Origin of the sequence: Chryseobacterium jejuense, assembly GCF_017877355.1 — a bacterium.
Classification (GTDB): Bacteria; Bacteroidota; Bacteroidia; order Flavobacteriales; family Weeksellaceae; genus Chryseobacterium; species Chryseobacterium jejuense_A.
In genome coordinates, this window is record NZ_JAGIPR010000005.1 from 263386 (window position 1) to 276934 (window position 13549).

Genomic DNA, 13549 nt, shown 5'->3' on the forward strand with positions numbered 1-13549 from the left:
AATGTTCGCAAAGAATCTTATTGGAAAATTTAAAATTTCCTTTCACAGCAGCGTTAGCACTTAGCAGAGAGTACTAATTAAAGCCCCTCGCTGAATGAAATGCCTTTACGGTCAAAAAATATGCATAATGTTTTATAATCTCTTTGCGTATTCTTTGCGTTTGAAATGAAAAATTACTCTTCCAGATAAACAAGGTGTCCTTCAAAATCGTCATCCAGGTTTTTCAGCACCTTGGCGTCGTCCATTTTTTTGACTAATCCATCAACAAAAAAGCTTTTTTCAAAGAACTGGCGGTGAATTCCTGGTAAAAGCTCCATAAAATAATCCATTCCTAACTTGTTGTTATGAAGATCCATTTTGGTTTCCAAAGGTTGGTTGGGAAACAATTCTTCGTGGAGATCTGTCATTCTTTTACAGAAATCCAGTGCTTTTTCAGGGGAAGAAATTTTGCTGCAATACATCATGATGAAACAACACCAAAGCGCATGTCTGAAGGCGTTTCCTATACCATTGTTAGAAGCCGTTTCAGGGAATTTTGCCTGTGCGATAGTGAATGCCTTAACCGTAGCATGAAAGCTGAGTATGGCAAAAAGAGGATGAGGGAGAATAAGAGCTAATAGACGCATGATCTTTTTAAAACTCATACTCCTGATGGTGTTGAAAAATATCTTAAAAGTCCTCATAAATAAAAATCTCTCCCCAATTAGAGAGAGATTGTATTGTTTTTGTTACAGAAACTATGCTTTTGCAGCTAATAAATTAACGGTTTTAGCAACAGTGTCCTGAATTTCAGTTCTTTTTACAATGAAGTCAACAAATCCTTTTTCCTGTAGGAATTCAGAGGTCTGGAATCCTTCCGGTAAATCTCTACCGATTGTTTCACGGATTACTCTTGGTCCTGCAAAACCGATAAGAGCTTTTGGTTCAGCCATAATGATATCAGCAGTCATTGCAAAAGATGCTGTAATCCCACCAAAAGTTGGGTCACACAGATAAGCGATATATAAAAGGCCTGCTTCTGAAAGCTGAGCCAATTTCGCCTGTACTTTAGCTAACTGCATCAAAGAATAGGTTGCTTCCTGCATTCTTGCTCCTCCGGACTGACAGATAATCATATACGGAAGTTTGTGCTTGATACAGTAGTCTACAGCTCTTCTGATCTTTTCACCCATTACAGAACCTAAAGATCCACCAATAAAAGCAAAATCCATACAAGAAACTACCATTTCAGTTCCTTTTACAGTTCCTACAGCGTTTCTGATAGAGTCTGTAAGTTTTGTTTTCGCTTTTACTTCTTTTAAACGGTCTTTATAGGCCTTTGTATCCTTAAAGTTTAAGATATCAATACTTTCAACATTGGCATCCAGTTCGGTAAATTTACCACCGTCAAAAAGGATGTCAAAAAATTCCGCACTTCCTATTCTTACATGAAACCCGTCTTCAGGAGAAACATAGTTATTTCTCTTTAATTCATCATGTTCCACAACTTTTCCAGATGGAGTCTGATGCCATAGACCTTTGGGAACGTCCTTTTTCTCATCAGTAGAGGTGGTAATGTTTTTTGCTTTTCTTTTAAACCAGTCGAATGCCATTTTTAATTGTATTAATGTATAAATGTAAAATGTATCAATGTAAATACACTCTTTTATGAATGCTTTTTACATTGATACAAATGTACAGTTCTTATTTTAAAGTATTTACGTTATTTAAATCTTCAAATGCTTGTACCAATCTTGTAGAGAAAGTATCCTCACCTTTTCTTACCCAAACTCTTGGGTCATAGAATTTTTTGTTAGGTTTTTCTTCTCCTTCAGGGTTTCCGATTTGAGTTCTTAAATAATCAACATTGTTAACCATATAATCTCTAATGCCTTCTGTATATGCAAACTGAAGGTCAGTATCAATATTCATTTTGATTACTCCATAGTCAATTGCCTCTCTGATTTCTTCCAAAGTAGATCCTGAACCTCCGTGGAATACAAAGTTAATTGGCTTATCAGCAGTTCCGAATTTTTCCTGAACATATTTCTGAGAGTTATCAAGAATTTTTGGAGTAAGAACCACGTTTCCTGGCTTGTAAACTCCATGTACGTTACCGAATGCTGCAGCAATAGTAAAGTTATCAGAAATAGCTTTTAATTTTTCATAAGTAAAAGCTACATCTTCAGGTTGAGTATATAATTTAGAGTTATCAACGTCTGAGTTGTCAACACCATCTTCTTCACCACCAGTTACTCCGATTTCTACTTCAAGAGTCATCTGAAGTTTCGCCATTCTTTCAAAATATTGAGCTGAAATCTCAAGATTTTCTTCTAAAGATTCTTCAGAAAGGTCTAGCATGTGAGATGAGTAAAGAGATTTTCCTGTCTGCTTGAAGAATTCTTCGTTAGCATCCATCAATCCATCAATCCAAGGTAATAATTTCTTTGCACAGTGGTCTGTGTGAAGAATTACTGTTGCTCCGTAAGCTTCTGCAAGAGTGTGAATGTGTTTTGCTCCAGCAATAGCTCCTAAGATGGCAGACTTTTGTCCGTCATTGCTTAATCCTTTCCCTGCATTGAAAGCAGCTCCTCCATTTGAAAACTGGATGATTACAGGAGAGTTTAATTTCGCTGCAGTTTCCATCGTAGCGTTTACGTTGCTGGATCCAATTACGTTTACTGCAGGTAATGCAAATTTGTTTTCTTTAGCATACTGAAAAATATCAGTAACTAACTGACCTGTGGCAACTCCTGCCGGAAAAATTCTGCTCATGTTTTACTTTTTATTATAAATTTATTAGGTGTTTAATTTCGGGTAAAGGTAATCATTTTTAAGCAATCACTAATTTCTTTTGTCGCGTCCCCAAAGTAGCTTCTGACGGATGGTTTCGTAAAAGCTCAAATTGTTGGGCTGTACCAGCAGAAGCTGAAAATCTGCTTTCCTGATGATGATTTCCTTATCGGTTTCAATATGAATCAGTCTGGAGTCTAAAGACAATGAGTATTGTGGTACTCTGCTTTCTACTCTGAACTTGATTTCCACTTTATCATTTACTACTAAAGGCCTTACATTCAGATTGTGAGGAGCAATGGGAGTGATGACAAAGTTTTCGTTATTCGGGGAAATGATAGGTCCACCACAGCTTAAAGAGTAGGCTGTAGATCCGGTAGGAGTGGAGATAATTACCCCATCACCCCAGAATACATTTAAAAATTCGTTATTAATATAAGAATCTACTGTAATCATGGATGTGGTCTCCTTTCTGGAAACGGTTACATCATTCAATGCATATGGGAAGAATCCTTCCAGATTGGGAGAAACTACTTCAATCACCGAACGACGGCTTGTTTTTACATCTCCTTTTAAAATAGAATCGAGTTCTTTAAAAGCTTCTTCTTTGGTGAAAAAGGCAAGAAATCCTAATCTTCCGGTATTTACACCTACTACTGGGATTTCAAGATCTTCAATGAAAGTCAGTGAATTTACAATAGTTCCGTCTCCACCGAAAGTGAAGAAAAGATCTACTTCCTTATCTAAAAGGTCCTGTTTATTGTTGAAAGTTTCGAAAATTTTCGAAAACTGAAGTGCTTCAGCCATTTCATCGTACAGAACAGATTTTACACCTCTGGTTTCAAGTTCAGAAATAAACTTGCTTAAATATAAAAAAGTATCAAGATCTTTTTTCTGAGAATATATGGCTACCTTCATGTTATATTTCTATAAATTTTTGAAAAAAACCGAATCGGTCTTTAAACAGATCGGATTTCTCATCAGAATAGTATTTTTCAACGATTCTGTAGTCGTACCGGTCAAAAGTTGAGTCTATCGAGGCTAGGTTTTCATTGCTGATCTTGATGGTAATGTGAATTACTTCATCAGACATAAAGCTAATGAACCCACCATAAAATTTCGAATTATTGCTTTCTACAATATTGGCAATTTCCGTCATTGAGTATTTTCTGGCAGGGATTTCTACCGTAAGAATAGCTCCTGATTCTGAAAATAATGGATAACGGGAAAGATCCTGAAAAATATCGTCACAGGTAATATAGCCTAAATACTTTTCATTCTTATTAATCACAGGGATTACATTAGAATTAAATGTATAAAACAGACGGATACTATCCATGATATTATTATCATCCAGAATGGCAAATCGTTCGATCTGATGCTCAAGTTCCTTCAAAGTTCCGGCATCTTCTTCGTATAAAAAGTCCTTGGCTAGGGCTCCGTAAAAGTGATGCGATTTTTTGATGAAAACATGAGAATATCCGAAGTCCTCCAATATATTTCTTGCAGACTCTATAGAGTCCGACAAGCTAAAACATGGGAAATCTTTTGAGATATAGTCCTTGATAAACATTGTGCTAATTTATAAAAAATTAAACGAAACTGTTTCTGAAAACACGACTTTTTTTAAGTTAAAACAAAAAAAGTGCCGTTAAAATTTGTTTGTAAAGAAAAAAAAAGTACCTTTGTCGCCTTTCATTTTTACTTTTTATTAGATTTATTTCAAACTGCACTGTCTACTAATGACATATGCAGTTTTTTTATTTTAGGGCTTTTGCAAACTCCCACATCACAATTCCGCCACATACACTTACATTAAGAGAATGCTTGGTTCCAAGCTGTGGAATTTCTAAGAATACGTCAATATTAGGCAGTACCTCATCACCGATTCCTTCTACTTCGTTTCCTAAAATTAAAGCATATTTTTTTGACTTATCAATAGTGAAATCTGTAATCATTTGACTGCCGGTAGTCTGTTCAATTCCTATGATTTCATATCCTTTGTTTTTCAGCTCTGAAATAGCATTGTTGGTATCTTCTTCATGAGACCAGTCTACACTTTCCGTAGCACCTAATGCCGCTTTGTGGATTTCACGGTGAGGCGGTTGCGGGGTAATTCCGCAAAGGATTATTTTTTCAATTAAAAAGGCATCTGCTGTTCTGAAGGCTGCACCTACATTGTGCATACTTCTGATATTATCTAAAATGATGACCAAAGGAATTTTTTCAACGTTCTTAAATGTTTCTACATCTATTCTGTTTAGTTCCTCCAGTTTTAGTTTCTGTACCAATTGTATTATTTTGTTGAGATTAATTTTCCGTCTTTATAGACCTCTGTTTTTTCAATGCTTCCGTCTTCACGGTAATGAACTCTGTTACCATTCCACTTGTCATTGATGAATTCTGTTTCACGTTGTAACTTGCCGGATGGATAAAATGCTTTCCATTTTCCAGTGGCAAGCCCATTTTCATACTGTCCTGTCTGTTTTACAGATTTTCCATCCTCATGAAAAAGTTTGGTTTCTCCGTGCAGTTTTGCAAATTTATAGTTGGAAACTTCTTCTGCAACTCCTTTTGGAGAATAAAAAGTGGCTGTAAAGCTATTGTCATAAACGTTTTTATCGCCGTTTCTATAGAGTTCTTTAGCGGTAAGAGCGCCGTTTTTATCATAGTAAATCCATTCTTTTACTTTGAAGTCTTTCTTGAATTCACCTTTTGCATTTACTTTTCCATTATCATGATAAAAAACAGCATCACCTTCTTTTTTTCCCTTCTTCCATTCAACCATATTTTTTACCTGTCCGTTGTCATAAAATTCTTTACAGCTTCCTTCCTGTAAACCGTCCTTATATCCACAAGGTTTCTGAGCCAGACCTATCATGGAAAAAGAAAAAAACAATAGAAAAATGTATTTCATAGCTATTTTTATTTCAAAAATAGTAAAATACTTATATTTGATTCAAAAATATACTATGAAAAAATTATTTACTTTATTCATACTGATGTTTGCTTTTCTGCATACACAGGCACAGAATACCTACTATCCGCAAGCTTTCTTCGATAAAAAAATGGCTCGTGATATGCTTGCCTTCGGAAACTCAACCATTGAAGGGGTGGCATCTACCAAACAAAAAAATAATTGGGGGATTAAACCGCTGCTTGGACAGAAACATTACGCTCCGAAAGGAACGGTTATCATGCTTTTCCCGGTAACTCCTTATTTTGAAGAGTTTTATAGTATGAGGAAGAAATACGAAAATAAAAAAACAACGGTTTACATGTCTGAAGAAGCTTTTAAATATAGAGTAGAAGCGTTAACGGATGACCACGGAAGATTTAAATTTGAAAAACTGAAGCCCGGTAAATATTATCTTGAAACCATTGTAAACTTTACGGCAACAGGAAGTTACCAGCAACAGACCGGAACAACAGATACTTATAATGGATTGGGAAATTATCTTTACTCATCACCCATTTATTCAACATTCTTTTATGGCTATGATGCTGCCAACAGGGAAAGTAAGTTTGTAGAGATCAAACAGGATGGAGAATTAAAAGAAATCAACCTTTAAAGGGTTGATTTTTTATTTTTTGCTTATAATCTGATGAACATTCTTCTCAATATTCTGGGCTATGGTTTCCATTGGAATATCATTCTCATCATTATTGAAAGGGTCTTCAATCTCTTCGGCAATCAGTTCTAGACTCATCAGTACATAATACACGAACACCGTAAGCGGGATCATGAAAAGTCCGATCGTAATAACGTAAGCAATAGGAAGTGCAAGTACGTAGAGGATAATAAACTTTTTGATAAATGAAGAATAGGAATAAGGAATAGGGGTATTCTTGATCCTTTCACATCCGCCACAGACCTCCAAAAATCCTGAAAGCTGGGGTTCCAGATACAGCATTTCAATCTCTGAAATTTTACCTTCTTTTTTTAGCTGGTTTAGTTTATGACTCAAAAGAATAATAATCTCACTTGGTCCGTGATTTTTTAATGTTTTTTCGATTTCTGAATAATCTTCATCCAATGCCAAACGGGTAGACTCTTTGGAAAGATGTTTGGCTAAAAAGTGTGGAAAATATTTTAAATATCTTGAAATCTGTTCAGCGTCCTGACGGTTATCTCCAAGGATGGTATTGATCTTTATCGCAAAGTTTCTGGTGTCATTCACCAGTTTTCCCCAGAGCTTTCTTCCTTCCCACCATCTGTCATACGCAGTATTGGTTCTGAAAACCAATAGAAGGGAAAGCACAAACCCCAATAAGGAATGAATCATCCCTACATTGCTGATTCCTGATTTTGTAGTAAGATGAAAGTATTCCACTTCTAAATATTGAATTCCCCAGGAGTATAATCCTACTATAATCATACTTGGGAAAAGAATTTTCAGGGTATCACTTTTGTGTAAACTGAAAAGGATCTTAAGGAAATGCTTCGTGTTGTAAACTCTCATAAATTCGCTTAATACCACAAATATAAATTTTTCATCTGAGCTCTGCTAATAAAGTAAGGAAGTCTGAAACTGTAAAAGGGAAGTTATTGATGTTGAAGAGGGAGTTTAAGTTTTCCATAACAACTTTTTATAGAATGACATATAGAGGTTTGCAGACGAATAATAATTTCTGGCATCCCTCTTCCAGCTTCCAGCCTTTTCATCTTAATTTTCGCAGTTTTCAAAAAAACACTATTTTTATTTCGCATTAAATACAAAATACATGATCCTCGAAAAGGTAGATATAGTCAATGATATCAGTAAAGAAGATTTTCAGAAGAATTATTTCAAAAAACAGAAGCCTCTTTTAATCAAGAATTTTGCAAGCCGTTGGGATGCTTTTGACAAATGGAATCTTGCCTATATCCGTGAAAAGGCAGGCGATCAGGATGTTCCCTTGTATGATAATAAGCCTGCTGATGCCGTTAAAAGCTCCGATGCACCGGTAGCCAATATGAAGATGAAGGATTATATTGATACCATAAAAAGTAAGGCTTCAGATCTTAGAATTTTCTTCTATATTATTACAGACAGGCTTCCTGAATTGCTTAAAAATTTCACTTATCCTGATTTGGGGATGAAGTTTTTTAAGAGACTTCCTACTTTGTTCTTTGGAGGGAGTGAAGCCCATGTGTTGATGCATTATGATGTGGATTTGGGTGATTTTATGCACATCCATTTCGAGGGGAAAAAGAGAATTCTGTTATTCGATCAGAAGCAGTCTCCGTTTTTATACAAAGTTCCATTATCCGTTCATACCATCTATGAGGTAGATTATGAGAATCCTGATTATGAAAAGTTTCCGGCATTGAAGTATGCAAAAGGCTACGAAATCTTTATGGAACATGGAGATGCCCTTTTTATTCCAGGAGCATTCTGGCATTTCAACAGGTATCTTGAACCTGGTTTTTCATTGTCATTAAGAGCACTTCCCAATAAGCCGAATGTTTTTGCCAATATGCTGTATCATGTCTTTATCATGAGATATACAGATAAAATTATGCGTAAGCTGTTTAAAGCTAAATGGGTGAATTACAAGCAGAAATGGGCGTATAAGAAAAGCTCAGAGGCTTTGGAAAAGCATTTGGGAAAGGGGGATTAATTTAAGCAAGACGGAACATGGAGACAGGAAGATGGAAGTTATAGATGACGAAAAAGTCAGTTTAAGTCTTCCATAAAAAATATTTGGATTTTATCTTACCCAATATTTTATAGAATGAAGGATAGAAGTTTACACGCAAATAGTAACTTCCAACTTCGTTCTTCTAGCTTCCAGCTTTTATTTATTAATCAGTCCGAAGATTTTAGCATCTACAAACTTTCCTTTTTCAAAAAAATAATCTCTAAGCGTTCCTTCTTCCTGAAAATTTACAGATGTCAGAAGTTTTTCGGAGGAAATATTGGCAGGATCAATAAAGGCATCCACACGATGTAATCTCATAGTCTCAAAACCATATGTAAGAATAGGAAGAATGGCTTCTTTCATATAAGATTGTCCCCAGAAAATAGGATTAAGCTCATATCCGATTTCTGCTCTGAAATGTTCTCTGTACCAGTTATGATAACCGCAGGTACCAATCACTTTACCATCAGATTTTAGCTGTAAAGCCCAGCGGAAGCCTTTTCCCTTCTCAAATTCACTGTTGAAATGCTGAATAATTTTTTGTGCATCTTCAATAGATTGGAAGGCTTCAAGATCATAATACTCCATCACTTCTTCCAGAGAAAAATATTCAAACAGATCTTGGGTATCATCAAGGGTAAGCTGGCGCAGAATAAGTCTTTCAGTTTCTAAAACAGGAAATTTCATGGAGGTGATTTTATGGTGAAAATACAATTAATTCCTGATAGGGAAAAGTTATTCGGGGATAACCATGAAACAATTCTGCAACCCTGGATTTATTTTTTTAAATTTGGGGCTCATTTTTTACTATGGCAAAAACGAAGAAGGAAACCCCGTTAATGACTCAATATAACACCATCAAGGGTAAATACCCTGATGCGCTTTTACTTTTTAGGGTAGGGGACTTTTATGAAACTTTTGGGCAGGATGCCGTGAAGACCTCACAGATATTGGGTATTGTTCTTACGAAAAGGAATAATGGAGAAGGAAGTGTAGAATTGGCCGGATTCCCACATCATTCAATAGATTCTTATCTTCCAAAATTGGTAAGAGCTGGAATGAGGGTTGCCATCTGCGATCAGCTGGAAGATCCTAAAATGGTGAAAGGGATTGTAAAAAGAGGAGTTACAGAACTGGTAACACCCGGGGTAACCTTCAATGATCAGGTTTTAAATTCCAAGAAAAATAACTTCCTGCTTTCTCTACACAAGGAAAAAGAGAAATATGGAATCGCTTTAGTAGACATTTCTACCGGAGAGTTTTTGGTAAGCGAGGGTAACCTTGAAAAGTTGCTGCATATTGTTAATACTTTCGATCCGAGTGAAATCATTTTCCAGAGAAGTGTACAGATTCCGGAGCAGATTAAGAATAAAAATGCCTTTAAACTGGAAGACTGGGCTTTTCAATATAATTTTGCCTACGAAAAATTAACCAGTCATTTTAAAACCAACTCTTTAAAAGGGTTTGGGGTAGAAAACCTTCCGTTAGCGATTACAGCAGCCGGAGCTATTTTTGCCTATCTGGTAGAAGATACTCATCATAACCTGCTTTCCCATATTACAAAACTTCAGATTATTCCACAGGAAGATTATCTGATGATGGATAATTTTACCTTAAGGAATCTGGAGATTGTTTATCCAAGTAACCCACAAGGGAAATCATTGTTGGATATTATTGATAAAACCTCCACTCCAATGGGAGGTAGATTACTGAGAAGAAGAATTATTCTTCCTTTAAAATCGGTAGATGAAATTTCCAGAAGACTTTCCCTGATTGATTTCTTGAACGAAAACGATCATCTTAAATATGAAATAGGACAACTGTTAAGGTCAATTTCTGATCTTGACCGATTGATGGGGAAACTGGCTGCAGAGAAAATATCCCCTAAAGAATTGGGCTATCTGCGTCAGAGTCTGATTAATATTCATAAAATCAAAGCGTTATTACATCCTCATGCAGATGTGTTGGCATGGTTAGAGCCTTTATTTGATCTTGAAGAACTGATTAAATTCTTACAAAATCATCTTAATGAAGAGCTTCCGGTAAGCATTGCCAAAGGAAATGTTATTAAGAATGGAGTTTCTGAAGAACTGGACAGACTGAGAAATCTTCAGAGCAAAGGCCGTGGATTCCTGGATGAAATGTGCCAGAGAGAAATCGAAAGAACAGGTATTACAAGCCTGAAAATTGATTTTAATAACGTTTTCGGATACTATATTGAAGTCCGAAATACCCATAAAGATAAAGTTCCGGATGAATGGGTGAGAAAACAGACCCTTGTGAATGCCGAGCGATATATCACGGAAGAATTAAAGGAATATGAAAACCAGATTCTGGGCGCTGAAGAAAAGATAAGTGTTCTGGAAACTCAGCTGTACAGAAATGTATGTGCTGAAACCATGGTGTATATTGATCAGATTCAGGGAAATTCCAATATTATTGCGCAGATTGATGTTGCTGCCGGATTATCTGAACTGGCCGTTTCAGAAAGCTATACCAGGCCTATTCTTAATGATGGTTATGCTATTGATCTGAAAGAAGCAAGGCACCCGATCATTGAAAATGCGCTTCCACTAGGAGAAAAATATATTCCGAATGATATATTCCTGGATAAAGATTCCCAGCAGATTATTATGGTGACAGGGCCTAACATGGCTGGTAAATCGGCAATTCTGCGTCAGACGGCTATTGTATGCCTTTTGGCTCAGATTGGAAGTTTTGTGCCTGCTAAACATGCGGAAATTGGACTGTTGGATAAAATCTTTACAAGGGTAGGAGCAACGGATAATATTTCTGCAGGAGAATCTACTTTCATGGTGGAAATGAATGAAGCTGCCAATATCCTGAATAATATCTCAGAACGAAGCCTTATCCTTCTGGATGAAATTGGACGTGGAACTTCTACGTATGACGGGGTTTCCATTGCATGGGCTATTGCCGAATATCTTCACCAGCATGCTACACAGGCGAAGACTTTATTTGCTACGCATTATCATGAACTGAATGAGATGACCGTGAATTTTGAAAGAGTGAAAAACTTCCACGTTTCCATTCAGGAAAATAAAGGAAATATTATCTTCATGAGAAAATTGGTTCCTGGTGGAAGTGAACATAGCTTCGGTATTCATGTGGCGAAACTGGCTGGTATGCCTGCTAAAGTAATTAACAGAGCCAATGAGATCCTTAAAACGCTTGAGGCAAGCAGAACTCAGGATGGAGGAACTTCGGAGAATATTAAAAGGGTAACTGAAGAAAACATGCAGCTTTCCTTTTTCCAGCTGGATGATCCGGTGCTGGAGAATATCAGGGAAGAGCTTACCAAAATAGATATCAATACCTTAACACCCATTGAGGCTTTAATGAAGCTCAACGCCATAAAAAAAATGATTGGAGGATAGTCCAATCATTTTTTCTTTTATAAGATTAAGAATTAACAGCAATATCCGTCCCTGCCTCTTGGCCCGATGATCATGAAATGGCTGCTTACTCCTCTAAGTTTACATAGATCTTCTGCACAGTTGGCTATAGCACCACCGCTGATCTCTTTAAGCTCAGCTTTGGTAAGCTTCTTTTTGTGAGTGACTGATTTTTTCATATTTTTTAATTTGTTTGGTTTTGATTAGTGGGTTTAATTCTGAATCGTATTAACAGCAAGGTCCATCCTGAATTCCATAAACTCCATATTGTTCTTCTCCGGTATTTCGGTTAAAACAACTGAATACCAGCGGGCAGACAGGTCCTGCACCGTTAATCGTTTTCATTTCTCTCTTAGTAAGCTTCTTCTTTTGAATGTTTGATTTTTTCATAATAATTTAGTTTGGTTGTATTCAAATATACAAAATTATCTAAATAAATCTACGGATTGTGAAAAAATGCTTTTATGTAAGATCATAAAAAAGAGAGTCTTAAGATTTCTGATTTCCAATTATTTATTACATTTGGATATGAAAAATATACTAAGAATCCTGATTGTTTTTCTCTTTTGTACACTATATAAAGCTCAGCAGGCAAATGTTTCTGTTCTGAAATACGAAGACCTGGAAAAGAAAATCAAATCAGAGAAAGATAAGTTTCTGGTTGTTAATTTTTGGGCTACCACCTGTGCTCCCTGTGTGAAAGAACTGCCTCACTTTATGGAAATCAATAATCAATATGCCGGTAACTCCAAGTTTAAGATGATTCTGGTTTCATTAGACAGACTGGTGGATAAAGAAAGGGTTTTAAAATTCATTAAAAATAAAAATCTGACTGCTGAAGTTGTGCTTTTAGATGATATTAAAAGAATGAATACCTGGATTCCAAGATTTGAAAAAGAATGGGACGGAAATATTCCGGTAACGATTTTTTATAAAAACGGAGCGAAATTACATTTTAATGATGGAGAAATGAGCAAGGAAGATTTGGAAACGACAATTACTGAAAATTTACAATAAATTATTGATTATGAAAAATATAAAAACTTTAATAGCAGCTTTCATTGCTGGACTAGGTTTGTTAAGTTTCACGGCTATGAACCATGATAAAAATGAGCCTCAAAAAGAGACCGTTTCAGCAGTAAAAGGTTATGAAGTGGGAGAAGCGGCCACGGATTTTAAACTTAAAAATATTGATGGGAAAATGGTTTCCCTGAGCGATTTTAAAACGGCCAAGGGATTCATCGTTATCTTTACATGTAATCATTGCCCATATGCCAAGAAATATGAAGACAGAATTATTGAGCTGGATAAGAAATATAAAAGTCAGGGATATCCGGTAATAGCCATTAATCCGAACGATCCGAATGTACAACCTGAAGATGGTTATCAGCAGATGATAGAAAGAGCAAAACAGAAAGGTTTTACTTTTCCGTATTTAGTGGATGAGGGGCAAAAAATTTATCCGCAATATGGGGCAACAAAAACACCACATGTTTTTATACTGCAAAAGGAAAACGGTAAGAACATTGTAAAATATATTGGAGCTATTGATAACAATTATGATAATCCGAGCGATGTTTCGGAATACTATGTTCAGGATGCTGTAAATGCTTTGTTAAAAGGAGAATCGGTAAAAATGGTAAAAACTGTTGCGATTGGGTGTACAATCAAAGTGAAGAAATAATATATTTGCCAGAATAAAGATCGGGGTTCTTTTGAATGCCGATTTTTTATGC

At 36.0% G+C, this 13549-nt stretch carries 16 protein-coding genes; 5 read left to right on the forward strand and 11 right to left on the reverse strand.

Features of this window, described 5'->3' with window-relative positions:
* Nucleotides 1-173: 173 nt before the first annotated feature.
* From J2772_RS12290 to J2772_RS12320, 7 genes are all read right to left on the reverse strand, one after another.
* Nucleotides 174-683 carry a DUF6973 domain-containing protein gene (locus J2772_RS12290; RefSeq protein ID WP_209917027.1) on the reverse strand — a complete coding sequence of 170 codons (510 nt, stop codon included), beginning with the start codon at nucleotides 681-683 and terminating at the stop codon, nucleotides 174-176.
* Nucleotides 684-737: 54 nt separating this feature from the next.
* Complete coding sequence (gene accD / locus J2772_RS12295) at nucleotides 738-1592, reverse strand: acetyl-CoA carboxylase, carboxyltransferase subunit beta (protein ID WP_209917029.1); 855 nt, start codon at nucleotides 1590-1592, stop codon at nucleotides 738-740.
* Between the two features lie 91 nt (nucleotides 1593-1683).
* On the reverse strand, nucleotides 1684-2754 hold the full coding sequence (gene fbaA, locus J2772_RS12300) for a class II fructose-bisphosphate aldolase (RefSeq protein WP_209917032.1): 1071 nt from the start codon (nucleotides 2752-2754) through the stop codon (nucleotides 1684-1686).
* 69 nt (nucleotides 2755-2823) lie between these two features.
* Nucleotides 2824-3690 carry an NAD kinase gene (locus J2772_RS12305; protein ID WP_209917034.1) on the reverse strand — a complete coding sequence of 289 codons (867 nt, stop codon included), beginning with the start codon at nucleotides 3688-3690 and terminating at the stop codon, nucleotides 2824-2826.
* A 1-nt stretch (nucleotide 3691) separates the two neighbouring features.
* Entirely contained in the window at nucleotides 3692-4345 is a 654-nt protein-coding gene (locus J2772_RS12310; protein ID WP_209917039.1) for a CBS domain-containing protein, read from the reverse strand.
* Between the two features lie 187 nt (nucleotides 4346-4532).
* Nucleotides 4533-5063 carry an RNA methyltransferase gene (locus tag J2772_RS12315; RefSeq protein WP_209917040.1) on the reverse strand — a complete coding sequence of 177 codons (531 nt, stop codon included), beginning with the start codon at nucleotides 5061-5063 and terminating at the stop codon, nucleotides 4533-4535.
* A gap of 5 nt (nucleotides 5064-5068) precedes the next feature.
* Complete coding sequence (locus tag J2772_RS12320; protein ID WP_209917041.1) at nucleotides 5069-5689, reverse strand: toxin-antitoxin system YwqK family antitoxin; 621 nt, start codon at nucleotides 5687-5689, stop codon at nucleotides 5069-5071.
* 55 nt (nucleotides 5690-5744) lie between these two features.
* Between J2772_RS12320 and J2772_RS12325 the strand changes: the two genes are divergently transcribed.
* A complete protein-coding gene (locus J2772_RS12325) occupies nucleotides 5745-6344 on the forward strand; it encodes a hypothetical protein (RefSeq protein ID WP_245365213.1) in 600 nt (199 codons plus the stop codon).
* 12 nt (nucleotides 6345-6356) lie between these two features.
* On the opposite strand, the gene J2772_RS12330 is transcribed toward J2772_RS12325, so the two are convergent.
* On the reverse strand, nucleotides 6357-7235 hold the full coding sequence (locus J2772_RS12330; protein WP_209917044.1) for a bestrophin family protein: 879 nt from the start codon (nucleotides 7233-7235) through the stop codon (nucleotides 6357-6359).
* A gap of 262 nt (nucleotides 7236-7497) precedes the next feature.
* Here J2772_RS12330 and J2772_RS12335 point away from each other — a divergent pair, with 262 nt between their 5' ends.
* Nucleotides 7498-8376 (forward strand): cupin-like domain-containing protein, encoded by an 879-nt coding sequence (locus tag J2772_RS12335; protein WP_209917047.1) that lies wholly within the window; start codon nucleotides 7498-7500, stop codon nucleotides 8374-8376.
* Between the two features lie 177 nt (nucleotides 8377-8553).
* Here J2772_RS12335 and J2772_RS12340 read toward each other — a convergent pair whose 3' ends face one another.
* Entirely contained in the window at nucleotides 8554-9084 is a 531-nt protein-coding gene (locus J2772_RS12340; RefSeq protein ID WP_209917048.1) for a GNAT family N-acetyltransferase, read from the reverse strand.
* Nucleotides 9085-9206: 122 nt separating this feature from the next.
* Between J2772_RS12340 and mutS the strand changes: the two genes are divergently transcribed.
* Nucleotides 9207-11795 (forward strand): DNA mismatch repair protein MutS, encoded by a 2589-nt coding sequence (gene mutS, locus J2772_RS12345; RefSeq protein WP_209917049.1) that lies wholly within the window; start codon nucleotides 9207-9209, stop codon nucleotides 11793-11795.
* 32 nt (nucleotides 11796-11827) lie between these two features.
* Here the strand turns inward: mutS and J2772_RS12350 are convergent, their stop codons facing one another.
* On the reverse strand, nucleotides 11828-11992 hold the full coding sequence (locus tag J2772_RS12350; RefSeq protein WP_209917051.1) for a bacteriocin: 165 nt from the start codon (nucleotides 11990-11992) through the stop codon (nucleotides 11828-11830).
* A gap of 49 nt (nucleotides 11993-12041) precedes the next feature.
* On the reverse strand, nucleotides 12042-12203 hold the full coding sequence (locus J2772_RS12355) for a hypothetical protein (RefSeq protein ID WP_209917053.1): 162 nt from the start codon (nucleotides 12201-12203) through the stop codon (nucleotides 12042-12044).
* Nucleotides 12204-12341: 138 nt separating this feature from the next.
* On the opposite strand from J2772_RS12355, the gene J2772_RS12360 reads away from it, so the two are divergent.
* Nucleotides 12342-12830 (forward strand): TlpA family protein disulfide reductase, encoded by a 489-nt coding sequence (locus J2772_RS12360; protein WP_209917055.1) that lies wholly within the window; start codon nucleotides 12342-12344, stop codon nucleotides 12828-12830.
* 10 nt (nucleotides 12831-12840) lie between these two features.
* On the forward strand, nucleotides 12841-13497 hold the full coding sequence (locus J2772_RS12365) for a thioredoxin family protein (protein WP_209917057.1): 657 nt from the start codon (nucleotides 12841-12843) through the stop codon (nucleotides 13495-13497).
* Nucleotides 13498-13549: the final 52 nt, after the last annotated feature.